This is a genomic window from uncultured Tenacibaculum sp. (assembly GCF_947499065.1).
Lineage (GTDB): Bacteria > Bacteroidota > Bacteroidia > Flavobacteriales > Flavobacteriaceae > Polaribacter.
The window spans coordinates 1-26,046 of sequence record NZ_CANMMT010000005.1; the positions used below are offsets into that span (position 1 = coordinate 1).

At 30.4% G+C, this 26,046-nt stretch carries 26 protein-coding genes; 15 read left to right on the plus strand and 11 right to left on the minus strand.

Features of this window, described 5'->3' with window-relative positions; translation table 11 throughout:
- From Q0958_RS11375 to Q0958_RS11385, 3 genes are all read left to right on the plus strand, one after another.
- Window positions 1-2,316 (plus strand): gliding motility-associated C-terminal domain-containing protein (locus Q0958_RS11375; protein WP_299123145.1); only part of this gene is annotated, 2,316 nt, incomplete at its 5' end.
- 50 nt (window positions 2,317-2,366) lie between these two features.
- Window positions 2,367-3,272: a type IX secretion system membrane protein PorP/SprF gene (locus Q0958_RS11380; protein WP_299123146.1), complete on the plus strand. Its 906-nt coding sequence runs from the start codon at window positions 2,367-2,369 to the stop codon at window positions 3,270-3,272.
- 11 nt (window positions 3,273-3,283) lie between these two features.
- A complete protein-coding gene (locus tag Q0958_RS11385; RefSeq protein ID WP_299123147.1) occupies window positions 3,284-5,437 on the plus strand; it encodes an OmpA family protein in 2,154 nt (717 codons plus the stop codon).
- Window positions 5,438-6,092: 655 nt separating this feature from the next.
- Here Q0958_RS11385 and Q0958_RS11390 read toward each other — a convergent pair.
- From Q0958_RS11390 to Q0958_RS11420, 7 genes are all read right to left on the minus strand, one after another.
- Window positions 6,093-7,220 carry an energy transducer TonB gene (locus Q0958_RS11390; protein ID WP_299123148.1) on the minus strand — a complete coding sequence of 376 codons (1,128 nt, stop codon included), beginning with the start codon at window positions 7,218-7,220 and terminating at the stop codon, window positions 6,093-6,095.
- A gap of 153 nt (window positions 7,221-7,373) precedes the next feature.
- On the minus strand, window positions 7,374-8,051 hold the full coding sequence (locus Q0958_RS11395) for an energy transducer TonB (RefSeq protein ID WP_299123150.1): 678 nt from the start codon (window positions 8,049-8,051) through the stop codon (window positions 7,374-7,376).
- 75 nt (window positions 8,052-8,126) lie between these two features.
- Entirely contained in the window at window positions 8,127-8,789 is a 663-nt protein-coding gene (locus Q0958_RS11400) for an energy transducer TonB (RefSeq protein ID WP_299123151.1), read from the minus strand.
- A 183-nt stretch (window positions 8,790-8,972) separates the two neighbouring features.
- Entirely contained in the window at window positions 8,973-9,902 is a 930-nt protein-coding gene (locus Q0958_RS11405) for a peptidylprolyl isomerase (RefSeq protein WP_299123153.1), read from the minus strand.
- Window positions 9,903-9,958: 56 nt separating this feature from the next.
- Window positions 9,959-11,512 (minus strand): hypothetical protein, encoded by a 1,554-nt coding sequence (locus Q0958_RS11410; RefSeq protein WP_299123155.1) that lies wholly within the window; start codon window positions 11,510-11,512, stop codon window positions 9,959-9,961.
- Window positions 11,505-13,094: a peptide chain release factor 3 gene (locus Q0958_RS11415; protein WP_299123157.1), complete on the minus strand. Its 1,590-nt coding sequence runs from the start codon at window positions 13,092-13,094 to the stop codon at window positions 11,505-11,507. Before Q0958_RS11415 ends, Q0958_RS11410 begins: the two co-directional genes overlap by 8 nt.
- 111 nt (window positions 13,095-13,205) lie before the next feature.
- Window positions 13,206-13,742 (minus strand): hypothetical protein, encoded by a 537-nt coding sequence (locus Q0958_RS11420; protein ID WP_299123159.1) that lies wholly within the window; start codon window positions 13,740-13,742, stop codon window positions 13,206-13,208.
- An 86-nt stretch (window positions 13,743-13,828) separates the two neighbouring features.
- Here Q0958_RS11420 and idi point away from each other — a divergent pair, with 86 nt between their 5' ends.
- The 3 genes from idi to Q0958_RS11435 are packed head-to-tail and all read left to right on the plus strand — an operon-like array spanning window position 13,829 to window position 15,743.
- Window positions 13,829-14,353: an isopentenyl-diphosphate Delta-isomerase gene (gene idi, locus Q0958_RS11425; protein ID WP_299123160.1), complete on the plus strand. Its 525-nt coding sequence runs from the start codon at window positions 13,829-13,831 to the stop codon at window positions 14,351-14,353.
- Between the two features lies 1 nt (window position 14,354).
- On the plus strand, window positions 14,355-14,768 hold the full coding sequence (locus Q0958_RS11430) for a 6-carboxytetrahydropterin synthase (RefSeq protein WP_299123161.1): 414 nt from the start codon (window positions 14,355-14,357) through the stop codon (window positions 14,766-14,768).
- Between the two features lie 3 nt (window positions 14,769-14,771).
- Window positions 14,772-15,743, plus strand: a complete 972-nt coding sequence (locus Q0958_RS11435; RefSeq protein WP_299123162.1) for a type I phosphomannose isomerase catalytic subunit — start codon at window positions 14,772-14,774, stop codon at window positions 15,741-15,743.
- Window positions 15,744-15,803: 60 nt separating this feature from the next.
- Here the strand turns inward: Q0958_RS11435 and Q0958_RS11440 are convergent, their stop codons facing one another.
- On the minus strand, window positions 15,804-16,154 hold the full coding sequence (locus Q0958_RS11440) for a hypothetical protein (protein WP_150901268.1): 351 nt from the start codon (window positions 16,152-16,154) through the stop codon (window positions 15,804-15,806).
- A 478-nt stretch (window positions 16,155-16,632) separates the two neighbouring features.
- On the opposite strand from Q0958_RS11440, the gene kdsB reads away from it, so the two are divergent.
- From kdsB to Q0958_RS11465, 5 genes are all read left to right on the plus strand, one after another.
- Window positions 16,633-17,367: a 3-deoxy-manno-octulosonate cytidylyltransferase gene (gene kdsB, locus Q0958_RS11445; protein WP_299123165.1), complete on the plus strand. Its 735-nt coding sequence runs from the start codon at window positions 16,633-16,635 to the stop codon at window positions 17,365-17,367.
- The gene (locus Q0958_RS11450) at window positions 17,360-18,046 is read left to right on the plus strand and encodes an HAD family hydrolase (RefSeq protein WP_299123167.1); all 687 of its coding nucleotides are present in this window, start codon (window positions 17,360-17,362) and stop codon (window positions 18,044-18,046) included. The genes kdsB and Q0958_RS11450 overlap by 8 nt, the downstream gene beginning before the upstream one ends.
- Before the next feature lies 1 nt (window position 18,047).
- Window positions 18,048-18,677, plus strand: a complete 630-nt coding sequence (locus Q0958_RS11455) for a CatA-like O-acetyltransferase (RefSeq protein WP_299123169.1) — start codon at window positions 18,048-18,050, stop codon at window positions 18,675-18,677.
- Between the two features lie 21 nt (window positions 18,678-18,698).
- Window positions 18,699-18,965, plus strand: coding sequence for a hypothetical protein (locus Q0958_RS11460; protein ID WP_150901264.1), 267 nt, complete (start codon window positions 18,699-18,701; stop codon window positions 18,963-18,965).
- Window positions 18,966-19,100: 135 nt separating this feature from the next.
- Entirely contained in the window at window positions 19,101-19,298 is a 198-nt protein-coding gene (locus tag Q0958_RS11465) for a hypothetical protein (RefSeq protein WP_150901263.1), read from the plus strand.
- 193 nt (window positions 19,299-19,491) lie between these two features.
- Here the strand turns inward: Q0958_RS11465 and Q0958_RS11470 are convergent, their stop codons facing one another.
- The 3 genes from Q0958_RS11470 to pdxH are packed head-to-tail and all read right to left on the minus strand — an operon-like array spanning window position 19,492 to window position 21,564.
- Window positions 19,492-20,388 carry an ethanolamine ammonia-lyase reactivating factor EutA gene (locus Q0958_RS11470; protein WP_235274186.1) on the minus strand — a complete coding sequence of 299 codons (897 nt, stop codon included), beginning with the start codon at window positions 20,386-20,388 and terminating at the stop codon, window positions 19,492-19,494.
- Window positions 20,389-20,396: 8 nt separating this feature from the next.
- On the minus strand, window positions 20,397-20,885 hold the full coding sequence (locus Q0958_RS11475; RefSeq protein WP_299123174.1) for a histidine phosphatase family protein: 489 nt from the start codon (window positions 20,883-20,885) through the stop codon (window positions 20,397-20,399).
- A gap of 31 nt (window positions 20,886-20,916) precedes the next feature.
- Window positions 20,917-21,564: a pyridoxamine 5'-phosphate oxidase gene (pdxH, locus tag Q0958_RS11480; protein WP_299123176.1), complete on the minus strand. Its 648-nt coding sequence runs from the start codon at window positions 21,562-21,564 to the stop codon at window positions 20,917-20,919.
- 236 nt (window positions 21,565-21,800) lie between these two features.
- Here pdxH and Q0958_RS11485 point away from each other — a divergent pair, with 236 nt between their 5' ends.
- The 4 genes from Q0958_RS11485 to Q0958_RS11500 all read left to right on the plus strand — a co-directional run bounded on the left by Q0958_RS11485 (window position 21,801) and on the right by Q0958_RS11500 (window position 26,003).
- The gene (locus Q0958_RS11485; protein WP_299123178.1) at window positions 21,801-23,957 is read left to right on the plus strand and encodes a TonB-dependent receptor; all 2,157 of its coding nucleotides are present in this window, start codon (window positions 21,801-21,803) and stop codon (window positions 23,955-23,957) included.
- Window positions 23,958-24,060: 103 nt separating this feature from the next.
- Window positions 24,061-24,867 (plus strand): alpha/beta fold hydrolase, encoded by an 807-nt coding sequence (locus Q0958_RS11490; RefSeq protein WP_299123180.1) that lies wholly within the window; start codon window positions 24,061-24,063, stop codon window positions 24,865-24,867.
- Between the two features lie 83 nt (window positions 24,868-24,950).
- On the plus strand, window positions 24,951-25,370 hold the full coding sequence (locus Q0958_RS11495; protein ID WP_299123182.1) for a DUF2141 domain-containing protein: 420 nt from the start codon (window positions 24,951-24,953) through the stop codon (window positions 25,368-25,370).
- Window positions 25,371-25,376: 6 nt separating this feature from the next.
- Window positions 25,377-26,003: a hypothetical protein gene (locus tag Q0958_RS11500; protein WP_299123184.1), complete on the plus strand. Its 627-nt coding sequence runs from the start codon at window positions 25,377-25,379 to the stop codon at window positions 26,001-26,003.
- Window positions 26,004-26,046 lie beyond the last annotated feature (43 nt).

The window sequence follows — 26,046 nt, forward strand, 5'->3', positions numbered from 1 at the left end:
GTAACGGTACGTTATACGATGGCAGCTAATGGAAGTTGTGCAGCAACAACAGCGGATGTTACTTTTACAGTAAATTCGAATTTTGATGTGCCAGCAATCACAGTAACAGCTGAGAGTTGTGCAGCAGCAGCGAGCAATACAGTAACGAACTATGATGGTAGTTTAACCTATAGTTCAACACCAGCAGGCTTAACAGTCGGAGCAGGTGGAGTTATCACAGGCGGATTAACTGGAACGAGTTATACTATTACTGCACATAATGCAGCTACTTGTACAGCAACTTCATCAAGCTTTACTTATGATGGAGATGCACAATTAGATGCATCATTATGTCAAGACACTGACGGTGATGGTATACCAGATATCACTGATGTAGATGATGATAATGATGGAATTCCAGATACTGAAGAAGGAACAGGAGATACAGATGGAGACGGAATCATTGATAGTTTAGATTTAGACAGTGATAATGATGGTATCTTAGATGTAGATGAAGGTGGTAATGGTTCATTAGATACAAATGGAGATGGAGTTATTAATTCTGATGATTCAGGGTTCGTTGACGCTAATAATGATGGACAAGCAGATGGATCTGTAGACGCAAATGAAGAGCCAGATACCGATGGAGATGGAGTACCAGATTATAAAGATTTAGATAGTGATAATGATGGAATTAATGATGTAATAGAAAACGGAAATGGTTCATCTGATACGAATGGAGATGGAGTTATTGATTCTAATGATACAGGAGGTTCAGATACTGATGGAGATGGAATAGCAGATAGTATTGATGGTGATACATCTGGATTTGGAGAAGGAAATTCTGGAGAAGGAGATGTTGTTGACACCGATGGAGATGGAGTACCAGATTATCGAGATTTAGATAGCGATGATGATGGTGTAAATGATGTAGTAGAAGGAGGGAATTCAGATACTGATGGAGATGGTCAGATAGATAATCCATTAGATGATGCAGATGGCGATGGTATTCCAGATAATTCAGATGGATTTAATGGTCATGGTGATGCTAATGACCCTGATATTGATTCAGATTCAACAGATCCAAATAGTGGAGGAAATGGTACTGTAGGAGATAGTGGTAATGATTCAGATGGAGATGGTATTGCGGATAGTGAAGATGCATTAGATGGATTTGGAGATGCTATTGATACCGATGGTGATGGTATACCAGATATTACTGATGTAGATGATGATAATGATGGAATTCCAGATACTGAAGAAGGAACAGGAGATACAGATGGAGACGGAATCATTGATAGTTTAGATTTAGACAGTGATAATGATGGTATCTTAGATGTAGATGAAGGAGGTAATGGTTCATTAGATACAAATGGAGATGGAGTTATTAATTCTGATGATTCAGGATTTGTTGATGCTAATAATGATGGACAAGCAGACGGATCTGTAGATGCAAATGAAGAGCCAGATACCGATGGAGATGGAGTACCAGATTATAAGGATTTAGATAGTGATAATGATGGTATTAACGATGTAATAGAAAACGGAAATGGTTCATCTGATACAAATGGAGATGGAGTTATTGATTCTAATGATACAGGAGGTTCAGATACTGATGGAGACGGAATAGCAGATAGTATTGATGGTGATACACCTGGATTTGGAGAAGGGAATTCTGGAGAAGGAGATGTTATTGATACAGACGGAGATGGAGTACCAGATTATCGAGATTTAGATAGCGATGATGATGGTGTAAATGATGTAGTAGAAGGAGGAAATTCAGATACTGATGGTGATGGCCAGGTAGATAATCCATTAGATGATTCAGATGGAGACGGAATAGCTGATAGTGCAGATGGATTTAATGGTCATGGTGATGCTAATGATCCTGATGTTGATTCAGATTCAACAGATCCAAATAGTGGAGGAAATGGTACTGTAGGAGATAGTGGTACTGATTCAGATGGAGATGGTATTTCTGATAGTGTTGATGGATTAGATGGATTTGGAGATGCCTATAATGACGACTGTATTAAAGATGAAAATTATATAATGAGTCCAAATGGTGATAATTTAAATAATTATTTGCATATTGAATGTATCGATAATCCAGAGTATAGAAATAATACTATCGAGATATTTAATCGTTGGGGTAATATTGTATACAAAGTAAAAGGTTATTCAAATATTGATAGTAGTAAGAGGTTTGAAGGTATTTCAAATGGAAGAGCAACTATTAGTGTAGATGATAAATTGCCAGTGGGAACTTATTTCTATAAATTAAATTTAGGTAACGGATCACCAATAAGAAAAGGATGGATTTACATAAATCGATAAAAATTAGTATTTTAACAGTAGATAAATTGATGTATAAAAGTTAAAGTTAAATGAAATTAAACTTAATCTTAGTATTTAGTATATGTTGTGTATTTATTATAAATGCACAACAAGACCCTCAGTATACGCAATATATGTATAATACTATGAGTGTAAATCCTGCTTATGCTGGATCAAGGGGCCATGGAGTAATCACAGCTATTGGAAGAACTCAATGGGTTGGTTTCGACGGAGCTCCAGAAACACAAAACCTAAGTTATGATACTCCTTTAGGGTATTCAGGTTTGGGGCTAGGTGTAAATTTGGTAAATGATAAAATAGGACCATCACATGAAATTTATTTAGATGCTAATGTATCTTATACTGTAGAAACAAGTGATTTAGGAAATTTAGCCTTTGGTTTACGTTTAGGAGGTAGATGGTTGAATATAGACTGGACTAAAGGTAAAGTACAAGATGCTGAAACCTTTCCTCCAGTTAATAGATTTTTACCAACTATAGGAGCTGGTATTTATTTTCATAAACCAGAATGGTATATTGGTCTATCTGTTCCGAATATCTTAAGAAAAGAACATTACGATGCAGATACTGCAGTAGGAGAAGTAGCGGTAGAACGAATGCACTTTTTCTTAATAGCAGGTTATGTTTTTGATATAAATGAAGATTTGAAGTTTAAACCAGCAGCTTTATTAAAAGGAGTGTCTGGAGCTCCATTATCATTAGATGTATCAGCTAATTTATTATTTAATGAAAAATTTAGAGTAGGTCTAGGTTGGAGATGGGGAGATTCTATAAGTGGACTTTTAGGGTTTCAAGTAACTGATTCAATGTTAATAGGTTATTCTTATGATTTAACAACCTCAAATTATAATGTAACTAATTCAGGAACACATGAAATAATGTTACGTTATGAATTATTAAGAGAAATAAGATATAGGTCTCCTAGATTCTTTTAAAATATCATCTTATGAATTTGAAGAATACTTTATTGTCAATATTATTAATGGTGGCTATTGTTAGCTTTGGACAAAGCAAAAAAGTAGCAGACCGCTATTATGATGAGTTTTCTTATGTTCAATCAGCAAAGTTATATAAGGCATTAATAGAAAAGAAAGGTGATAGCTCTAAACACGTTATAAGTCGTTTAGCAGATTCATATTATAATAATGTTGAAACAGAAAAAGCTGAAAAGTGGTATCAAAAATTAGTTTCAATTTATAAAGAAAATTTAGAAGATAGATATTTATTTAAATATGCTCAAGTACTTAGAAGTAATGGAAAGTATAAAAAGTCTGATTCTATTTTTTTAGCACTAGCTTCATCACAAAGCAATAACAGAAAGAAAGAACTAAAAAAGGAAAATTACTTATTAGATTATTCGTCAAATAAAAATGTAAGAATTGGAGTTAGAAATTTAGCGATTAATACTCCTTTTTCTGACTTTGGAGGAATGTTATTAAATGGTAAATCATATTTTACTTCAGCAGTGCCAAAAGGAGGGAAGAGAGAACGAATTTACAAATGGAATAATCAACCGTTTTTAAATATTTATAGTGCTGAAGAAGAAATTCAGACATTAGAAGAAAATGTAAAAGATACAGTCTTAACATTAGTTAGACCTCGATTAATAGATGTACCTATTAGTTCAGATTATCATGAATCTACACCTATATTTACCAAAGATGGTAAAACTATATATTTTACAAGAAACAATGTTAATGGTAAAAAAGTAGGAAGAGATAAAAAAAACACTTCTAACTTAAAAATTTACAAAGCCAATTTTATCAATGGTTTTTGGATGAATGTAAGAGAATTGCCGTTTAATGGAGATGAATATTCAGTTGGTCATCCAGCGTTAAGCCCTGATGAAAGAACATTATATTTTGTATCTAATATGCCTGGAGGTTTTGGAGCAACAGATATTTATAAAGTTGCTATTTTAGATGACGATGAGTATGGTGAACCGGTTAATTTAGGGGAAACAATTAATACTTCAGACAAAGAAATGTTTCCTTTTATTGGAGAAGACAATACTTTATATTTTTCTTCAAATGGACACTTAGGTTTAGGATTACTAGATATTTTTCAATCGAAAATTAAAAGTGACTCTATTTTTTCACCAGTAAAAAATTTAGGATATCCATTTAATAGTAAGAGAGATGATTTTTCGTTTTTTATAAATGAAACAGGTAAGAAAGGATTCTTTTCATCTAATAGAAAGCAAGGAAAAGGAGATGATGATATATATAGTTTCTTCATATATACAGATCCACCAATTTGCAAGCAATCTATTAATGGTATAGTAACTGAAACTGTAAATAATACACCTGTAGATGGTGCAACTGTTAAACTTTTTGATTCTCAAGGAAAAGTAATTAAAGAGGCCATAACGAATTTAAATGGAGAATACGAGTTTACAGAAGTTTTATGCGATAAAAGTTATAGCATTATTGCAAATAAATTAGATCATAAAACTACTGGCAAAAGAAAGATTCAACTAGGTAAAAAACAACCATCTAAAATTGATTTAAATTTAATTCCTTTAATTGTTGGAAATCAAATAGTAATTAATCCTATTTACTTCGATTATAATAAAGCAATCATAAGAGAGGATGCGCAATATGAGTTAGAAAATATTGTAACTGTTATGACGAATCATCCTGAGGTGATTATTAAAATTGAGTCGCATACAGATAGTAGAGGACCAAGTGATTATAATAGAAAATTATCTGATAGAAGAGCTAAATCCACTAGAGATTATATATTATCTAGAGGAATAAAAAAGAATAGAATTGTTAGTGCTATAGGATATGGAGAAGATCAATTATTAAATGACTGTAATGATGCAAATAAAAGGAAGTGTACTGAAAAGGAGCATCAAAAAAACAGAAGGTCATATTTCTATATAGTAAAAGGAGTTGAAAAAATCAAGGCTAGGCAAGAAGCAGAAAAAATTGCTGTTCAAAAGAGAATATCTAAAAGAAACAATTTCTTAGATTTTTTAAGAAAGAATTTTAAAAAATCTAAAAGTGATAGGGCAGAAGATAATAAATGTTATAGAGATGCTGAAAGGGATTGTGATGATAAAAAGAACATTATAATTAAGAATTATAAAAATTAATTATCCATAAATTATATTTTTTTCTTCAAGTAGTATTAATTTTCTAATGTTTTTATTGAGATACACATATTAATAAAGGATGATAATTTGTTGTCAATATTTTTAGTAATAGTATGATAACAAGTATTCAGTGTTCTTTATGTTATACTTATTATTTCAATAATAAAATAAATATTTTGATTTTTGAAAACATATCAAGCTTTATTTTCTATTGATTTAAACTACTTTTTCTTTTCTGTGTATTAAGATGACAATAGACATCTACTAAATCCAAATGTTTATTAATACAAGTAATAATTCACTTTAAAAAAGTTATTAATAAATACAATACTACTTGATTTTATAATTAATCCTGCAAATTGATAGGTTAAAGCTTAAAAGAATTACTTTCCTTTTTAATTTAGTAATTACTGTTTTAAAAAACTTATTAATTAATATCTATAGTAGAAGGTAAATCTCCCTTCTTAGGCAAATTGCAAATTACTGTAAATTTTAATATTTCCTAAAATGATATTCATTATCAAAATTAAGCTTGTTTTCTATGGATAACTTAAAACTGATACAACTAGATTTTATTTTAGAAAAGGTGAAAATTGAAAAAGGAGAAAACTATGTAGTTTTCTCCTTTTTCAAATAATTTAATATTTAAATATTATTAGTTCAATGTGAAATTGATAGGTATATAATATTCAACATTTGCTTCCTTGTTATTATGCTTTCCTGGAATAAACTTAGGCAGTTTTGAAACCATTCTTTTAGCTTCTTGCTCTAGTAAATATCCATTTTCAGGTCCTTTCATTCTTATATTGCTTACTTTTCCATCTTTACCTATAATAAAACGAACCCATACTTTTCCTTCTATATTTCTAGCAGCTGCACCAGCTGGATAGTTAAAGTTTCTTTGGATATGACTAACCATTCTCTCATTAAAGCAGTTTATTCTTTGCATTTCAGATACTTTTAAACAAGCCTTAAATTGAGGTATACTTTGTACTTGAGAAAACTTGATAAAGTCAGTAATTAATGCCTCTTTAGTTATATTAGCTCTTTTTACTGGAGCTTTTTTAACTACTTTCTTAGCTATTGCTGTGTTAGTTCCTTCTGCAGTTTTTGGACCTCTAAAGGTAATAGGTACCCCATACTTAACTTTTACAGCTTTTCCATTGTGCTTTCCAGGAATAAACTTTGGTAATTTACTAATAATTCTACTAGCCTCTTCTTCTAAAGATACTCCTCCTTTAGGTCCTCTCATTTGAATAGATTCAACACTACCTAACTCATTAATTGTAAATTGAACTAAAACCCTTCCTTGAATTCCTTTTTTAAATGCATCCTGAGGATATTTAAAATTTTTCATAATGTGTTTAGCCATTTGTGTTTCAAAACATTTAGCTTGTTTGATTAATGGTACATTATTACATTTTGTGAATAAAGGAATTTCCTCAACTAAATTGAAAGGTATTCTTTCAATAGTAGAAGAATTATCATCTAATTCAAGCTTTCCTATTAATAAGGAATTCTTTTTTATATCTGCAACTTTTTGAGAAGAGTTCATAGATCCTACAGCAGAAACAGCTTCTTTGTTCTTACGAACAACACGTCTTCTTGTAGAAACACTAATCGATAATTGCTTTTTATTTCCATCTTTGGTATCTTCAATAGCACACTTAGTTATACTGTTTGGGTCTGCTATCGAATCATCAGGAGTATCACATTTTTCTTGTTGAGAAACAGCCATTGTAGAAACTAGCATAGCTGCCACTAGTAAAGGGAATTTCTTCATAATAGTACTCTATTTAAGGGGTTAACAAGGAGGTTAACGTATTATTAGGTTGTAAATGTATGAAAAAATCACACACAAGCAAACTTATTTAAACTTTTTTTTAAATAAGTTAATTTGTTGTTTTTTAGGTGTTTATTTTATTTTTGAGGATTTTTATCCCTTTTTAGGAGATTTAAAGATAATTGGTAATGCATATTTTACATTAACATTATTACCATTATGCTTACCAGGGATAAATTTTGGAAGTTTAGCTATTAGTCTAGTAGCTTCGGTTTCTAAAAGCTCTCCTCCTTTAGGTCCTCTTTTTTTGATATCAATTACGTTACCATCTGTATCAATAGTAAATTGAACCATTACTTTTCCTTCAATTCCTTGATTCATAGCTTCTTTAGGGTAGTTGAAGTTATTTACAACGTGTTTCAACATTTGTTTTTCAAAGCATTTAGTTTGTCCTAAAAGTGGAGTGTTTTTACACTTTTTAAATAATGGGATTTGTTCAACCAAATGAAAAGGTATTTTCTTTAGAGAAGAAACAATATCATTTTTAATATTTAATTTTTGTAGCTCTAATGTGTTGTTTTTTACGTTTTTTACTTCTTTTGAAGCGTTTAAAGAAACATTAGATTGTCTTATTTTTCTATGTCTTTTTCGTGTAGATAATTTTTTATTATCAGAATCCTCTAGAGCTTTCTTTACATCATCAATAGAACATTTGGTTACACTAATACTGTTAGGGTCATTTACAGTTTCATTTGGTGTCTCGCATTTTTCCTGAGCTATAGCAATTGTAGAGATAAATAAAGCTATAACTATTGAAAGGGGAAATCTCATAGTTAGTTTTTTAAAGGGTTATTTTTGGGAATGTGAAAATAATATAACGATATGATATATTGTATGTTTGGTATATTAATTTAACGTTAAGTTAAGTGGAAATGAATAAGTAACTATAACTGGAAGTCCTTGCATTTTTCCTGGAGTAAAGTTTGGAAGTTTATCAAGTATTCTTAGTAACTCTTTGTTAAGTAGTTTGTTATGTTTTTTACTTTTTATTTTCGGATTTATAACCTTACCATAAATATCAATACTAAATTGAATAAAAATTTTATCGTTAATTGATTCATCGATAAAGTCATAAGTAGAAAAGTTTTTTGAAAAATGAGTGTTTATTTGTTTCTTAAAACATTTAATATTCTCCTCTTTTGTCTCATTTTGACAAGAATTAAACATTGGAATTTCTTCTACAAGATTAAAAAGAACCTCTTTTGTAGCATTAGGTAGATTTAAAACAGTTTTATTACTTTGCAGTTCTAAATTAATATTGTTTCCTTCAATTTTTAGTTGACTTAATTGTTCTTTATTAGCAATTCTCCTGAGAGGCCTTTTTCTTATTATTCTTGTTCGTGTTATTTTTTTAGAATAATCTTCTTTTTCTTCAATTTCACACTTTTTAACGGATATTGCATTTGGGTCAATATCATTTTCTTTTAGAGTTTCACATACATTAACTTGACTATATATGTATAGTATATTAAATAGATAGAATAGGGGAATTAGTACAGCCTTTTTCATTTTAAATTGTCTTAGTTGTCTTGTACTGTAAAGATGAAAAAGCTTTTTATTGTTTTGTTTAAGAGAATATAATATATGCTTTAATTAATGTTTGATTAAAGGTTAAGAAAGTTAATTTATGGTAAATAAAAAAACTCCCTACTTAAGTAGAGAGTTTTTGAATTATGTTTTATTGAAAGCTATTTATTTAACATTCATTAATTCAACATCAAAAATTAATGTTGCATTAGGAGGAATTACTCCACCTGCACCAGCTTCACCATACGCTAAGTTAGAAGGAATAACTAAACGAGCTTTATCACCAACTTTTAATAATTGAATTCCTTCATCCCAACCAGCAATAACTTGTCCTACACCAATAGCAAAGTCGATTGGTTGTTTACGTTTGTATGAAGAATCAAATACAGTTCCGTCTAATAATTGACCTTTATAGTGTACAGAAACCATAGCTCCTTTAGTAGCTTGTTTACCTTCACCATTTTGTAAGATTTTATAACGTAATCCAGAAGGAGTTTCGTCATAACCAGCAGCAACAGAATCTAATAATTCTTTTTGTTTAGCTAAAGCTTCTGCTTCACGTTTTTCACGAGCACCTTCAAAAGTTCTAAAAGCTTCAACAGCGTTAAAATTTTCAGCAGTTTCACCTACACGAATAATTTCAACATCCATACTATCACCTTGTTCAACAGCATCTACAACGTCTTGTCCTTCAACTACGCTTCCAAAAACAGTATGCTTACCATCTAACCAAGGAGTAGCTGTATGAGTAATGAAAAATTGAGAACCATTTGTTCCTGGTCCAGCATTTGCCATAGATAATTTTCCAGGGGCATCATGTTTTAAATCAGCATGAATTTCATCGTCAAATTTATAACCAGGGTTTCCAGTTCCTGTACCTTGAGGGCAACCACCTTGAATCATAAAATCAGCGATAACACGGTGAAATTTTAATCCGTTATAATAAGGAGTACCTTGAGGTTTAGCTGAGTTTTCTAAGTTACCTTCTGCTAAAGCAACAAAGTTACCAACAGTTCCAGGTGTTTTTTCATATTCTAAATTCACTAAAATATCACCTTTAGGTGTTGTGAACTTTGCGTAAATTCCGTTATCCATTTTTATTTAATTATCTTATTTATATTGAATAATGTTTTTTCCTAAAAAAAACAAAATTAGTTTTTTAATGATAAAGTTGAAAGGTTAAAATTTAAACCTATGTTAATATTGTTTGAGTTTACATTTCCAAATGGAGAATAGTAACGTCCACCAGAAATTAAAATAGAAGCCCTGTTAGTTACATCATAAGTTAATCCAGCAGTAGGACGAATAATAATCCCTTCGTCAGTATCTACACCAGCACCACCTCCAGCACCAGCCATAAACTCGATAAAACCACGAAATTTATTATTTATAAAGCGAGGTGAATATATTCCTCCGCCAACTAATCCGTGTGCATAACCACCTGAACGCCCTTCATAAGCAAAGCTAGCTTCTCCAGCAATGTATAACCATTTATTAAGGTCGTAACTTACTTTTATAGCTATCGATTGCAAATCAATACTTTTAGCACCAAAAGTATCATCAGTTTTGGCAACATCAAAATACGTTTGATTTTCAATTCCAATTCTTATTCCTTGTGCATAATAACTATTATTCTCGTATTTATCCGTTTTAGTACCTCCATTTAAACCAAAATATTTTAAACCAAAACCAACAGTGTATGCTTCCAAATCACCATCAATAGCTCTATAATATCCTCCATGTCCACTTAAGGCTAGTTTGTTAGATAATTTTAAGTCAATACCAGCAGAAGGATAAATCATTAAACCTCCTTCGGGAGCTACACGACCTCCAGCTGCACCAATTCCCAGTTTACCAAATATATTAATGTATTTAGATTGGTAAGGATGATATCCTGCTCCAAAAAATAAATCCATAAAACCAGCTCGTAGCCCCTTATAAATAGCATCGGTGTGAGCAAATAGAAAAGTGTTATCGTTTAAATATTTTTGATATTCAAATCCAATAACATATAATGTTTCTGTTAAAGGATCACCATTATCTTTTTTAGAGTTTCCAAATGGCCTGAAAAAATCAAAGCGAACTTGCTGAGCATTTTTAACAGTTGGTTTACTCCAAAAGCTATCAGGGTCGATATTGTTAGCTACAAAGTTTTGATGTGCTTTTTTATAATCAGTAAAACGTAAAATACTCGGTATTTCAATAAAGAAAGAAACAGAATTACTTTTTATTTCACCAGAGTAAAAGTTAATATGACTATATTGGATACCAAAAGAGTAATCATTCTTTTTGTATTGCAATCCTATATTAGGATTAATGAAACCACCATCATTAACTAAATAGCGATATCCGCCACCGCCACCAAAATGGAAGTTAGCATCAAAGTATAGATTATTATATATTTTTTTATTAATTCCTAATTCAGCCCCAAGGGTAAATAATCCTCCTTGATCTCCTGTAACAGCAAAGTGAAATGCGGCTCCACCGTATAACCAATCGTTTAAAGGGACTTGGTAATGTAAACCAGCTAATCCCATAGTTGATTTTAAACTAGGGAATTGATTGGATGGTATTTCAACAGGAATAAAATTCAAACGAACTTTATTATGTAATTCAGTACCTTTTAAATTAGATAAATTTTCCTGAGCTTTAGAGAAGACAGAAAAAAGAATTAGATACAGAGTTACTATGTAATGTTTATTCAAATTCACTTGTGAAATGTAATTTTACACTAGGGTATTTGCTTTGTGTCATTTGAATGGTAAAAGCAGAATCAGCTAAAAAGACTAATTTACCTTGTTTGTCTTTTGCTAAATAACGTTGTTTTACACGTTTAAACTCTAAAAACTCTTCACTTTTAGGGTCTTCAGGTTGTACCCAACAAGCTTTATGAACTGCAATGTTTTCATAAGTACATTTAGCTCCATATTCGTGTTCTAAACGATATTGAATTACTTCATATTGAAGAGCACCTACAGTACCAACAATCCTACGACCATTCATCTCTAAAGTAAATAATTGTGCAACTCCTTCATCCATTAATTGATCTAAACCTTTATACAACTGTTTAGATTTCATTGGGTCAGCATTATTTACATAACGGAAGTGTTCAGGTGAAAAACTAGGGATTCCTTTAAAATTCAATTTTTCTCCTTCTGTTAAAGTATCACCAATTTTGAAGTTTCCAGTATCGTGTAAACCAACAATATCACCAGGGAATGACTCATCTACGATTTGTTTTTTTTCAGCAAAAAATGCATTTGGACTTGAAAACTTTACTTTTTTGTTATTACGAACGTGGAGGTAAGGAGCATTTCTTTTAAAAGTACCAGACACGATTTTAATAAATGCTAATCTATCACGGTGTTTAGGATCCATATTAGCATGGATTTTAAATACAAATCCAGTTAGTTTTTCCTCTTTTGAATCTACTAAACGCTCTTCAGCGTTTTTAGGCTGTGGTTGTGGAGCTATTTCGATAAAAGCATCTAATAATTCTTTAACTCCAAAGTTATTTAAAGCAGAACCAAAGAATACAGGTTGTAAATCACCATTTAAATATTCTTGTTGATCAAACTCAGGATATACCTCATATACTAATTCAGTTTCATCACGTAAAGTTTGAGCAGCAGATTCTCCAATAATCTTGTCTAGTTCAGGATTTGAAAGATCGTCAAATTGAACCCCTTCAGAGATAGTAGTTTTATTTTCACCAGAAAAAAGATTTAACTTTTTTTCCCAGATATTATAGATTCCTTTAAAATCATACCCCATTCCAATAGGGAAACTCATAGGAGTAACTTTTAAGCCTAACTTTTGCTCAACTTCATCTAATAAATCAAAAGCGTCTTTACCTTCACGGTCTAACTTATTAATAAAAACAAGCATTGGTATTTTACGCATACGGCAAACTTCTACCAATTTCTCTGTTTGAGGCTCCACACCTTTAGCTACATCAATTACAACAATAACACTATCTACAGCTGTTAAAGTCCTAAATGTATCTTCAGCAAAATCTTTATGCCCAGGAGTATCTAGAATATTTATTTTTTTATCCTTATAAATGAAAGCTAATACAGAAGTAGCAACAGAAATTCCACGTTGACGCTCAATTTCCATAAAATCGGAAGTAGCTCCTTTTTTTATTTTATTATTCTTTACTGCACCAGCTTCTTGAATAGCTCCTCCAAATAATAATAATTTTTCTGTTAAAGTAGTCTTACCAGCATCTGGATGTGATATAATTCCAAATGTTCTTCTTTTCTGTATTTCTTCTAAAAAACCCATTTATAAATTTTAAGGGGCAAAGATAGTTTTTTAGATAGAAATGCAATATGTAAAAAAATAAAAAACTACCTTTTTTTTAGGTAGTTTTAGAATTAAATATGTTTTTGTTAACTATTGTTTTTTTAGTGAAATGTATTGTTCTCCAGTAACTTTAATGTTTAGTAAGCTACCTAATGATTGAGAAGCTTTAAGAGCTTGCTTTAATACCAAAGAATTATTCTCAAACTTAACAATAGTTAATTCTCCAGTTTCCTGAGTTCCTTTAACCGTTAAAATGTTATTTTTTAAAGACCATTCACCTGTTGTGTTTGGAATTTCACCACTAGATTCCTCTTGTGTTTGAGTTTGTCCTGCTATTGTAACTGTAGCTACAATAGTAATGCTACCACTTGTAGAAACTTTTTTAGGAGAATCTGTAAAAGACATATTAATATTGTAATCTTTTCCAGTTGCTGAATAATCACCACTCACAGTTGTACCATTAGCATTAAGTGAAACTTTACCGTTTTCAGTATAAACATTTGTAATTTTCCAGTCTCCAATTAAGTCACTTTCTGTTATATTTACATCAGGAGTATTATCATTGATACTACACGATGTTATAAATAAAGAGATAAACAATGTAAGGTAAATTGCTGCTTTTTTCATGTTGTTTTTTGTTATTTTTTTATTAATAACAATATTATAAAAAAAAAAGAAGTTAATAATATAATTAAGTATTTTTGCTGCCAATTATGGGTTTAGAACAAGTAATATTAGTAGATGAGCAAGACAATCCTATAGGATTGATGGAAAAAATAGAAGCGCATGAAAAGGCGTTATTACATAGAGCGTTTTCTGTTTTTGTTTTTAATTCAAAAGGAGAGTTGATGCTTCAGCAAAGAGCTGCAGAAAAATATCATTCACCATTGTTATGGACAAATACTTGTTGTTCTCATCAAAGAGATGGAGAAACATCACTTGAAGCTGGGAAGCGTAGATTGCAAGAAGAAATGGGGTTTGTATGTGAACTAGAAGAAGTGTTTTGGTTTATTTATAAAGCACCTTTTGATAATGGTTTAACAGAGCATGAATTAGACCACGTAATGGTAGGGAAGTTCGAAGGTGAACCTAAAATAAATAAAGAAGAGGTAGAAGCATACAAGTGGATGCCTCTAGAAGATGTTAAAAATGATATAGAAAAGCAACCAGAAATCTATACTGAATGGTTCAAAATAATATTTAAAGAATCCTACGAGAAAATATCAAAATTTATATAATATGCCAAGGGTAACTGTACATAGAAAAGCTCATTTTAATGCTGCTCACAGATTGTTTAATCTTAAATGGTCAGATGAGAAGAACTATGAAGTTTTTGGAAAATGTAGTAATCCTAATTATCATGGGCATAATTATGAATTAATAGTTTCTTTAACAGGTGAAGTAGATAAAGAAACAGGCTATGTTTATGATTTAGGAAAGTTAAAAGAGTTAATAAAATCTGAAGTAGAAGAAGCTTTTGATCATAAGAACTTAAATATTGAAGTAGAGGTTTTTAAAGAACTCAATCCAACAGTAGAAAATATATCAATTGTAATTTATAATAAATTACGTGTAAGTATTCCTAAGAATTTAGACTTAGAAATAACGTTATATGAAACCCCTAGAAATTACGTAACTTACAGAGGAGAATAATATATGATAAACCAGTTATTAAGATTTACCCCAATTTTAAAAGAAAAAATCTGGGGAGGAAATAAACTACAAACAATACTTAACAAAGAAACAGATAAGAGTAATATTGGAGAAAGTTGGGAGATTTCCGACGTTGAAGGAGATGTTTCTATAGTAACCAATGGCGATTTAAAAGGGCAAAGTTTAAATGCTCTTATAAAAGACCACAAACAAGACATTGTAGGAGAAAAGGTTTATCAAATTTTTCAAGATAAATTTCCATTACTTATTAAATTTATTGATGCTAAGAAGAAATTAAGTTTGCAAGTGCATCCTAATGATATATTAGCACAAAAGAGACATAATTCTCTTGGAAAAACCGAAATGTGGTATATAGTTAATGCTGATAAAAAAGCTAAAATTATCATAGGATTTTCTGAAGAAACAAATAAAGAATCTTTTCTTCAAACTATTGAATCTGAAAATGAATTAGAGTTACTGAATGTTGATTATGTAAAAAAGGGAGATACTTTTTTAGTACCAGCAGGAAGAATACATGCAATAGGAAAAGGTGTTTTATTAGCAGAAATTCAAGAAACTTCTGATATAACTTATAGAATTTCTGATTGGAATAGAAGAGATGCTGAAGGAAATAAAAGAGAATTACATTTAGATTTAGCAGTTGATGCAATTGATTATTCGGCAAAATCCAATTATAAGGCTGAGTATATTAAGAAAAAAAATGCACCATCTAATATTGTAGATTGTAAGTATTTTACCACAAACTTTTTACACTTAACAAAAGATTTACCGGTAGATCATTTCGATAAAGATAGTTTTGTAATTTATATGTGTGTGGAAGGTTCAGCTACATTTGTGTACAATGATAAACAAGAAACATTAGAAATGGGAGAGACTATTTTAATGCCAGCCTGTTTAAAGAAAATGAACATTGTAACTGATAATGTAAAGCTTTTAGAAGTTTATATAAAGTAAAAAAAAACAGACTCAAGGTAAAACCAAGAGTCTGCAAACAAACTAAATCAACTTAACGAGTTAAGAAGCTTTTAAAAGACTGTAACCAAATACAGCTTTACATATAATATTTTGTTGTTTTTCTTCTTTCTTTGATACGGTTATGTTTAAAACAATTTCAGTATCACTCAATTTTTTGACATTATTTTTTATGATAAGTTTATCATGTAAATAAGCATTTTTAAGAATGTCGAATTCAATGCTTTTAAAATTTAAACGAGAAGTGTTTTTATAAAAACTAAGGGAAGAGTGTAAGCTCGACTCAATTTTATTATATAAAATAGAAGTCTTTAATGTTTTGTTTTTACCAACTTGTTTTTTGCTAACAACAAATTGTGAAGCGTTTTTTTGAGGTGCTATATGTGTGTGCATTGTATTATGGGTTTAAGGGTGGAAACTTAGGTTCTCTGAAAAAATGATTTTGCGTTGAGTTAATTGTTGAATAATACATGCCAATTCGTTTTGTGTTTTTTACTGTGTTCATAATGGTTAAAATTTAAAATGTTACTAAATAAAAAAAGGTGCTTTTTGTAAAAAAGCACCTTTTGTAGTTTATATGATTTATCGATTTTTAAAATCGTTTATTATATCTGTTTTGAGAAGTGCTTTTTTTAATATATACATATTGTTTACGCATACAGTTATTATACGTAATCATGCCGATTGCGTTTAAAATGATCGTATATGTATAAGTAAATAACTTCATAAGAGTACCAAATGTAGTAAAAGTTTTCTGAAAACAAAGAAAATCTAAAAATATTAGTGTTAAAGTTTTATTAGAGCATGTTTTTTTAATTCTTTTTAAGAAGCATAAAATTGTATCTTTGATGTATATTATAGAAAAGAATTTATGAAGATTATTGCAATGATACCTGCTCGTTATAGCGCGTCTCGTTTTCCGGGGAAATTAATGAAAGATTTAGGAGGTAAACCGGTAATTGTAAGAACCTATGAAGCAGCAGTAGAAGCAAAATTATTTGATGAAGTTTATGTGGTAACTGATTCTGATGTTATTTATAAAACTATAGAAGAAGCAGGAGGAAAAGCAATAATGAGTTTAAAAGAGCACGAATGTGGTTCTGATAGAATTGCAGAAGCTGTAGAAAACTTAGATGTAGATATAGTAGTAAATGTCCAAGGAGATGAACCTTTTATTGATACAATCTCACTGTCTAAGTTAATTCAAGCTTTTGAAGAAGATACTAATGAGGAAATAGATTTAGCATCGTTAAAAGTTGCAATGACCGATATGGAAGCTGTTCAAAACCCAAACAATGTAAAGGTGATTACAGATGTCAATAATTTTGCAATTTATTTTTCAAGAAGTGTTATCCCATATCACAGAGATAAAGAGTTAGAAGTAACTTATTTTAAACATAAAGGAGTCTATGCATTTAGAAAAAAAGCATTGATTGATTTTTATCATACACCAATGACTCCAATAGAAGCAGCAGAGAAAATAGAATGTATACGATATTTGGAAGTAGGGAAGAAGATTAAAATGATAGAAACCTCTGTTGAAAGTATTGGAATAGACACCCCAGAAGATTTAGAACAAGCCATAAAGCTAATAGGAAATGAATAATATTAAAGTAATTGCATTTGATGCAGACGATACCCTTTGGGTAAATGAAACTTATTTTCGTGAAGCGGAAAATGAATTTGCAAAAATTCTATCGGACTTTGAGACTGAAAATAAAATTCACCAAGAATTATTTAAGAAAGAAATAGATAATTTAAGAATTTACGGTTACGGAGTTAAAGGCTTTATGTTATCTATGGTTGAATGTGCTTTGGAATTGTCAAATCATAAAATAAGTCAGCAAAAAATTACTCAAATACTTGACATAGGTAAAGATATGTTAGAAAAGCCTATAGAGTTATTAGATGGAGTAGAGGAAGTTTTACAGCAGTTACATGGAAACTATAAATTGATTGTAGCTACTAAAGGTGATTTGTTAGATCAAGAAAGAAAACTAGAAAAATCTGGAATTCTAAAATATTTTCATCACACTGAAGTAATGAGTGAAAAGAAAAAATTAGACTATCAAAAGTTGACAAAGAGATTAGATATTAATCCGTCAGAGTTTTTAATGATAGGAAATTCTTTGAAATCAGATATTTTACCGTTGATTGAAATAGGAGCTTCTGCAATTCATATTCCATTCCATACTACTTGGGCACATGAAGAAGTATCTGAAGAGCAAAAATCAGATAAGTATAAAACAGTGTCGAAAATTTCTGATGTTTTAACGTATTTGTAGAATGAAGTATTTAGATATAGAGAACTGGAAAAGAAAACAACACTTTGAACATTTTAGAACTTTAGCTGACCCAACTTTTGGACTTGTAGCAGATGTAGAAGTTTCTAAAGCTTATCAATTAGCTAAAGAAAAAGGACAGTCTTTTTTTGTAAAGTATTTACATGCTTGCTTAATTGCTTTAAATGCAGTTGAAAGTTTTAAATATAGAATAGAAGAAGAAGGAAGAGTGGCTATTTATGATGTTATAAATGCCTCAGCAACTATTGCAAGACCAGATAATACTTTTGGTTTTTCTTATATAGAATTTTCAGAAAATATAGAGGAATTTAATCGTAATTTTTTAGAAGAGAAAGAAAGAATTATGAATTCAAATAATTTATTTCCGCCAAAATACTCACCAGGATGTATTCATTGTTCAGCGTTGCCTTGGGTAAGTTTTTCGAGCCATAAAGAACCTTTTTCAGGAAATAAAAATGATAGTGTTCCGCAGTTAGCTTTTGGAAAAATTAAAAAAGAACATGGTAAAATGTTAATGCCAATTGCAGTAAATGTAAATCATGCATTGATTGATGGATATGATGTAGGACAGTTTTTTGAAAAATTTCAAGCTGAATTAGATAAAATCAACTAATTTTGCAGCAAAATAATAATTATGGCAAGCATAAAAAATTTAAAAAAGGATATAGATTATACATTAGGAGATATTCTTGATATCACTAATTTAGCAGCTCAGTTAAATTCAAATGTAGATTTAGAAAAGTCTGAAGCTATTAGAAATGAAATTTTTGAGGTGTATGATGATTTAATAGCTAAAGTTAATGCTAAAAATGTAGAGAATAAAAAAGCTCATTTTAAAGGTATTAGTGCTGAGTTAGAAACTAAAGCAAACGCTTTATTAGACAAGGTAAATAGCTTATAATTTTATAGTTAATCAAAGTATTTGAAAAGCGAGATTTTAATAAGTCTCGCTTTTTTTTGTAAATTTTAACATACAAGAAGGAATAAAATATTGTAAATTACGTTCTGTTATAAACAACTATTTTATCCCCTTATTATGGCAAGAGCAATGTACGAATACACAAAAACAGTATTAAAGAAAGTAAGTTTTAATACTGATTTATTTTGTAGAGAACTTGAAAAAGCACTTAATAGACTGTTACCTTACGAGATTGAAGAATTGACTATTTGGTTAAAACAGTATACAGCAAATAAACCTGATTTATATGTTTGTTTAGCTTTAGTAAAAAAATAAAATGTTGAATTTATTAAATAAAAAACCGAGCTTACGCTCGGTTTTTCTTTTGATTTACTTTGTTAGAAGTAAAGTAGTTTTAGAATTATTTTGTTAATCGATGTGAAAACAAAGACGACTAATCTTTCATCAATTTTTTAATCTATTTTACTACTAACATTATGACACTTCCATAACTGAAAAGTCACAAAAATTATAATTTATTTAAGTATAGGCTTTTTATAATACCATCTGACAATCCAATTTTAGGAACATAAATTTTTCGAGCTCCACTCCATTTCATTGCTGAAAGGTATATTTTAGTAGCAGGAACAATAACGTCGGCTCTATCTGGGTTTAAACTTAATTCAGATATCCTTTCTTTATAACTCATCTTTTTCAAGAATTGGTATTGAGCATTTAAGTAAATATATGAAATAGGTTTTCCAGCATCTCTACCAGACATTTTAAACAATTTATTAATATTTCCTCCAGAACCTATTAAGGCAATACGTTTATAGTTTTGAGTATTTTCCTCAATCCATTGTTGTACTTTCTTAAAAAGAAGTTTGTTTTCAGATTTTTTATTGTTAATCAATCGAACAGTACCAATTTTAAATGATTTTGAATTGATAATCTTTCCTTTAGAAAATAAAGTAAACTCGGTACTACCACCTCCAACATCTACATATAAATAGGTTGCGTCAGATTCTATTAATTCATTTAAATCGGTAGAGAATATAATTGCGGCTTCTTTTTTACCATCAATAATATCAATTTCTACTTCAGTTTTTTCTAAAATGGTTTTGGCTACTTCATCTCCATTTTCAGCTTCTCTCATTGCTGAGGTTGCACAAGCCTTGTATCTTTCAACTCCATGCACTTTCATAATTAATTTGAAAGCTTCCATGGCATCAATCATTCTACTGGTATTTTCTTCTGAAATAGCTCCAGAAACAAAAGAATCCGCTCCTAAACGAATAGGAACACGAACTAAAGAAGATTTTTTAAATAAGGGTTCTTTATTTTTTTGTTCTATAACATTGGCAACTAAGAGTCTTACTGCATTAGATCCTATATCTATAGCGCCATATTTTTTTATTTTCAAAATATATAATTTTATCTATGATTCTTTGGAAACTCAACTAAGGTAGTAACACCTTTCTTAATGTTTTTCCAATGTTTTTCATTAAATTGAATACCAATAACTCCACAGGTTGCTACATGCGCTATTGGTTTGTCACCAAATTTATTAACAAAACTGTTAATACCATGGTCATGACTAAATATTATAGCACTATTAAAACTATCGTCTAGTGCTTTAACGGTTTTTACTAAATAACCATCACTAAAACTATACAATTGTCGTTTAATTTGCAAGTTTGAAAGTGGGTAGCCGAAGTTTTCGCAAAAGATTACTGCGGTATGAAGAGCCCTGTTTGCACTACTTGAAACAAAAACATCTGGTTTATTTATTTCTTTAGCAAGATATTTAGATAATAGATGTGCATCATTAATACCACGCTCTTTTAGAGGCCTGTCAATGTCTGCTACACTGTCATATTTCCAAGAAGACTTGGCGTGACGAACGATATAAAGTGTTTTCATTTAATTTAATAAAAGCTTTGTAAATATAAAACTATGGGGCTAAACGTTCAAGTTTCCAAGAAAAATCTTTTTGCAAGGTATATCGAATGCGATCGTGCATTCTATTGGGGCGTCCTTGCCAAAATTCTATAGAAACAGGTTTTACCATGAATCCTCCCCAATGTGGAGGACGTGTAATTTCTTTACCTTTAAACCTTTCTTCGGTTTCTTTTAATTTATTATCTAGTTCTTCACGAGAAGCTACTACTTCACTTTGATTTGAAGCCCAAGCTCCTAATTTACTACCATCTGGTCTTGATTCAAAATAACCGTCCGATAAGTTCTCTGCTAGTTTTTCTGCTTTTCCTTTTATAATTATTTGCTGCTCTAAGCCTGCCCAGAAAAACGATAAGCATACATTATTGTTTTTTACTATTGCCTTTCCTTTCTCTGAATTGTAATTGGTATAGAATACAAAGCCTTCCCAAGTATATTTTTTTAATAATACAACTCTGTTTTTAGGGAAACCGTCCAATCCTAATGATGAAATGGTCATAGCATTGGCTTCATCTACCATTTCTGATTCATCGGCTACAAAAAACCAATCTCTAAATAGTTCAATTGGGTTTTCTGGACAATGTTCTTTTAATAATTCCTTTTTCTCGTATGATTTTCTATAATTGCTTAAATCGTGTGACATTATAAGTTTTTATACTGTGTAAAAGTACGATTTTATATAGTGTTAGTGGCTTTTTAGCTTGTGAAATTTAGCAAGATTTGGAAAATAGAAAGCAAGAAATGTCAAGTTTGAAACATAAAGTGTGAGTTAGTTTTGTGCAAGAAAAACAGTTCGTCAATATAATTATACAGTTGGGTATTGTTTTTTACTTTAAAAATTAAAAAGAGCGCAGTTTTGTCCTATCAAATAACAAAACAATGAAACAACTATTATTTATTTTAGCTTTATTTATTCAGTGCAGCATATTTGCTCAAACTACTATTTCTGGAAATGTAGTAGATGAAAAGGGTGTTCCAATTGAAGGAGCAAATGTATACTTAGATGGTACGTATGATGGTACTTCTACTGATGCTGAAGGAAACTTTTCTTTTAGAACTTCTGAAAAAGGCACTCAAGTTTTAACCATCTCTTTTATTTCTTTTGAAACCTTTATTAAAACTGCAGATGTTACACAACTAAAAAATGTAAAAGTTAAATTAAGAGAAGACGTTAATACTTTAGATGCTGTTAACATTAATGCGGGAACTTTTGAAGCTGGTGATAACGCTAAGGTTACTGCTTTAAAACCTTTGGATATTGTAACCACAGCTAGTGCTTTGGGGGATTTTGTAGGTGCTTTACAAACACTTCCTGGTACTTCTGCAAATGAAGAAGATGGGCGTTTATTTGTGCGTGGAGGTGATGCAAATGAAGCTCAAATTTTTGTTGATGGTATCCGTGTGTTTACTCCATATGCTCCTTCAGCAAGAAACATTCCTACTCGTGGTCGTTTTTCTCCTTTCTTATTTAAAGGTATTAACTTTTCTACTGGTGGTTACTCTGCTGAATATGGTCAAGCTTTGTCGAGTGTACTATTATTAAATACGAATGATGAGGCTTTAGAAGAAAAAACTGATTTGTCTTTTATGACTGTAGGTTTGGGTGTTGGAAATACTCAGATTTTCGGAAAGAACTCTTTAAGTGTTAATGCTTCTTATATTAATCTAGCTCCATATCAAAACTTATTTCCTGACAGAAATAAATGGAACAGACCTGTTCAAGCTTTAAGTGGAGAAGCTGTGTATAGGTTTAAGTTTGAAGATGAGTCGATATTAAAATTATATGGTGCTTTTAGTTATACTGATTTTGATATGATTCAGGATGATATTAACTATGTTGATGGTTTTCGTTTTGGTTTAAGAAATAGAAATCTATACTTTAACTCTTCGTATAAAAACAGTTTTGGGAATGGATGGAAAATTAGAACTGGTTTCAGTTTTACTAATGATTATTCTGATATCAATGTTTTAGATGATAAAGTTATTGATGAAGAAAATTCTGCTCATATGAAAGTTGCTTTGCAAAAACGTTTTTCTAACAGATTTAAATTAAACTTTGGTGCTGAGTATTTTATTACAGACTTTGCTGAAGATTTTAGAGGAGCTAGTAGCGGAAACTTTAACTATGGTTTTGATAATAATATTGTTGCTACTTATGCTGAAGCTGATATTTTCTTTTCTAAAAAGTTAGGTTCTAAGATTGGGGTTCGTGGTGAGTATTCTGAGTTATTTAATGAGTTTACAGTTTCTCCAAGAGTATCGTTAGCCTATAAATCTGGTGAAAGTTCTCAGTTCTCTTTAGCATATGGTCGTTTCTATCAGAATCCTAAGAATGATTATTTAAAGTTTAATACCAATTTTAAAGCTGAAAACACGTCTCATTTTATTGCGAACTTTCAATATGTGAAAAACAAACAGATTTTTAGAATTGATGGTTATTACAAAAAGTATAATGATTTAGTGAAGTACGATACGAATTTTGCCTTGCCTACATCTAATTATTCTAACTTGGGTGAAGGTTATGCTAAGGGGATTGATGTGTTTTGGAGAGATAATAAAAATATTAAGAATACCGACTATTGGGTTTCGTACTCATTTTTAGATACTGAAAGAGATTATAAGAATTATCCTACCAAGGCAACTCCTAATTTCGCTTCTTCGCATAATGTTTCTGTGGTTGCTAAACATTGGATTGCCGATTGGAAAAGTCAAGTTGGATTTAGTTACAACTTTGCTTCTGGTAGAACTTATACGAACCCTAATGAACCTGGTTTCTTAAATAATAAAACAAAGAACTATAATTCGGTAAGTGTAAACTGGGCATATTTATTGAGTCAACAAAAAATTCTGTATTTTTCTGTAAACAATGTTTTAGGTACTCAAAATGTTTTTGGATATAATTATAAAAATACGCCTAATGTTAATGGAACTTTTGATAGACAAGCTATTACTCCAAATGCTGATACCTTTTTCTTTGTTGGATTTTTCTGGACAATAAGTGATAATAAAAAAGATAATCAATTAAATAATTTATAAGTTTTACAGTTCAGTATTAAAAAAGTACAATTCAGACAAAGTCTTTTTTATTGCCTCTATATAATCATCAAATTTGAAGAGTCAATTAATTAAAACTCTAAAAATGAAAAAAGTAAAAATAAGTATCATCATATTTCTTACAGCTGTTTGTCAGTTTGCCAATGCTCAGTTTGAAGATAAATTTTATTTTCCTAAAAAAGATTGGATAGAAGTTTCAGTACCATATTCAGAAGAATTTATTCCTGTAAATACTGATACAATTCATACAGCTTTCTTTAAATCAACAGCAAAGCCTAAGGCAACTATTATGTTTTTTCATGGGGCAGGAGGTAATATTTCAACTTATATGTATATGATTGAACCTTTACTTGAAAACGGATACCAAGTGTATGCTGTAGATTTTAGAGGTTATGGAAAATCGACTGGAAAATCAACTCATATAAACATTAAAGAAGATGTAAGGGTAGTATATTCAAAAATGAAAATGCAAGAGAAGATAAGTGGGACAAAATTGATAGTGATGGGAGCTTCTCTAGGATGTCAAATTGCTACTTACATAGCCAATGATAAACAAGATGAGGTTGCTGCATTAATTTTGGATGGAGGTTTTGCATCATTTGCCGATGTAGCTAAGTTATATGCTCCAAAAGAAGCACATTCTTATATTGATATGGCTTTAGGTAAAATGTACCCTTCTAAAGAAGTGATTAAAGAAATTGAAAATATGCCAAAGCTAATTATACATGGGGAAAATGATAAGTCTATTCCTATGAGTCAGTCAGAAATTGTATTTAAAAACGCTAAAGAACCAAAAGCGTTTTTTATTTCAGAAAATGATCATTTAGATGCGTTAAAATTAGAAACAAAAAAAGTAATTAAGGAAATAGATAAACTAATAACAGTTCAGTAATATAATTTAACAACTCAGAATAATTTATTGTTTCATATTAAAGAAGTTATTGATATTTGAAAACACAATTAAAAACCAACACTATGCAAAGAATCATTTTACTAACCGTGCTAATTTTTGGAGGAATGTTAAGTACTCTAGCACAAAATAATCACACGATAACTATTGATTTCACAGGAATGAAATCTGATAAAGGAAGCTTATTTGTAGCCTTATACAATTCTAAAGATTCTTTTTTAAAGAATGGTTATAAAGGGGAAATTGTTAAGATTAACGAAAAGAAAGCCACTGTACAATTTAAAGATGTTCCTTCTGGTACTTACGCTGTTTCTTCTTTTCACGATGAAAATGATAATAAAAAAATGGACACCAACTTTTTTGGTATTCCAAAAGAACCTATAGGGATTTCTAACGATGCCAAAGGGTTTATGGGCCCTCCAAAATACAAGGATGCAAAATTTGAAGTAAACAAAGACACAACACTATCAATTAACGTAAAATAATTAAACATGAAAAAAGTAATCACAATAATCATATTGGTTTTCGCTACTAATATGTTCGCACAAAGTCAATATGAAAAAGGAATGGCCAAAGCTTTTGATCTTTGGGAAAATAAAAAGAACGCTGAAGCTTCTCAATTATTTGAAAGAATTGCAAAAGCTGAAAAAGACAATTGGTTGCCTCCATACTATGCAGCTACCATTGAAATTTTAGGAAGTTTTCAAATAAAAGAAGAAGCTAAGTTAATAGCTAAGCTTACGAAAGCTCAAGAGTTTTTAGATATGGCGAAAGCTGTTTCTCCAAACAATCCTGAGATTTTAATTACTCAAGCCTTTTTAAATGTTGGATACATGGCTTTTGATGGAAAAAAATATGGAATGACTAAGTCTATGGCAAATGCTAGTTTATATGCTAAGGCTTTTGAATTAGCACCTAATAATCCAAGAGTTGTTTTAAGTAAGGCAGAATCTGATATGGGAGCGGCTCGTTTCTTTGGACAGTCTACAGAACCATTTTGTAAAGATGTTAAAAGAGCTATTGAACTTGCTAAGAAAGAAAAAATTAGTCAGAAATTTTACCCAAGGTTTATGATGAAAAGGGCTGAGGGTGTGTTGAAACAATGTGAGAAAAAATAACATAAAGTTCATAATCAAATAGCTATTTTTACAATCCACAACA

Bases quoted from the DNA above. Each gene is read 5' to 3' on its own strand.
- Q0958_RS11380 (WP_299123146.1), top strand. From the start codon at position 2,367: ATGAAATTAAACTTAATCTTAGTATTTAGTATATGTTGTGTATTTATT.
- Q0958_RS11385 (WP_299123147.1), top strand. From the start codon at position 3,284: ATGAATTTGAAGAATACTTTATTGTCAATATTATTAATGGTGGCTATT.
- Q0958_RS11390 (WP_299123148.1), bottom strand. From the start codon at position 7,220: ATGAAGAAATTCCCTTTACTAGTGGCAGCTATGCTAGTTTCTACAATG.
- Q0958_RS11395 (WP_299123150.1), bottom strand. From the start codon at position 8,051: ATGAGATTTCCCCTTTCAATAGTTATAGCTTTATTTATCTCTACAATT.
- Q0958_RS11400 (WP_299123151.1), bottom strand. From the start codon at position 8,789: ATGAAAAAGGCTGTACTAATTCCCCTATTCTATCTATTTAATATACTA.
- Q0958_RS11405 (WP_299123153.1), bottom strand. From the start codon at position 9,902: ATGGATAACGGAATTTACGCAAAGTTCACAACACCTAAAGGTGATATT.
- Q0958_RS11415 (WP_299123157.1), bottom strand. From the start codon at position 13,094: ATGGGTTTTTTAGAAGAAATACAGAAAAGAAGAACATTTGGAATTATA.
- Q0958_RS11420 (WP_299123159.1), bottom strand. From the start codon at position 13,742: ATGAAAAAAGCAGCAATTTACCTTACATTGTTTATCTCTTTATTTATA.
- idi (WP_299123160.1), top strand. From the start codon at position 13,829: ATGGGTTTAGAACAAGTAATATTAGTAGATGAGCAAGACAATCCTATA.
- Q0958_RS11430 (WP_299123161.1), top strand. From the start codon at position 14,355: ATGCCAAGGGTAACTGTACATAGAAAAGCTCATTTTAATGCTGCTCAC.
- Q0958_RS11435 (WP_299123162.1), top strand. From the start codon at position 14,772: ATGATAAACCAGTTATTAAGATTTACCCCAATTTTAAAAGAAAAAATC.
- Q0958_RS11440 (WP_150901268.1), bottom strand. From the start codon at position 16,154: ATGCACACACATATAGCACCTCAAAAAAACGCTTCACAATTTGTTGTT.
- kdsB (WP_299123165.1), top strand. From the start codon at position 16,633: ATGAAGATTATTGCAATGATACCTGCTCGTTATAGCGCGTCTCGTTTT.
- Q0958_RS11450 (WP_299123167.1), top strand. From the start codon at position 17,360: ATGAATAATATTAAAGTAATTGCATTTGATGCAGACGATACCCTTTGG.
- Q0958_RS11455 (WP_299123169.1), top strand. From the start codon at position 18,048: ATGAAGTATTTAGATATAGAGAACTGGAAAAGAAAACAACACTTTGAA.
- Q0958_RS11460 (WP_150901264.1), top strand. From the start codon at position 18,699: ATGGCAAGCATAAAAAATTTAAAAAAGGATATAGATTATACATTAGGA.
- Q0958_RS11465 (WP_150901263.1), top strand. From the start codon at position 19,101: ATGGCAAGAGCAATGTACGAATACACAAAAACAGTATTAAAGAAAGTA.
- Q0958_RS11475 (WP_299123174.1), bottom strand. From the start codon at position 20,885: ATGAAAACACTTTATATCGTTCGTCACGCCAAGTCTTCTTGGAAATAT.
- pdxH (WP_299123176.1), bottom strand. From the start codon at position 21,564: ATGTCACACGATTTAAGCAATTATAGAAAATCATACGAGAAAAAGGAA.
- Q0958_RS11485 (WP_299123178.1), top strand. From the start codon at position 21,801: ATGAAACAACTATTATTTATTTTAGCTTTATTTATTCAGTGCAGCATA.
- Q0958_RS11490 (WP_299123180.1), top strand. From the start codon at position 24,061: ATGAAAAAAGTAAAAATAAGTATCATCATATTTCTTACAGCTGTTTGT.
- Q0958_RS11495 (WP_299123182.1), top strand. From the start codon at position 24,951: ATGCAAAGAATCATTTTACTAACCGTGCTAATTTTTGGAGGAATGTTA.
- Q0958_RS11500 (WP_299123184.1), top strand. From the start codon at position 25,377: ATGAAAAAAGTAATCACAATAATCATATTGGTTTTCGCTACTAATATG.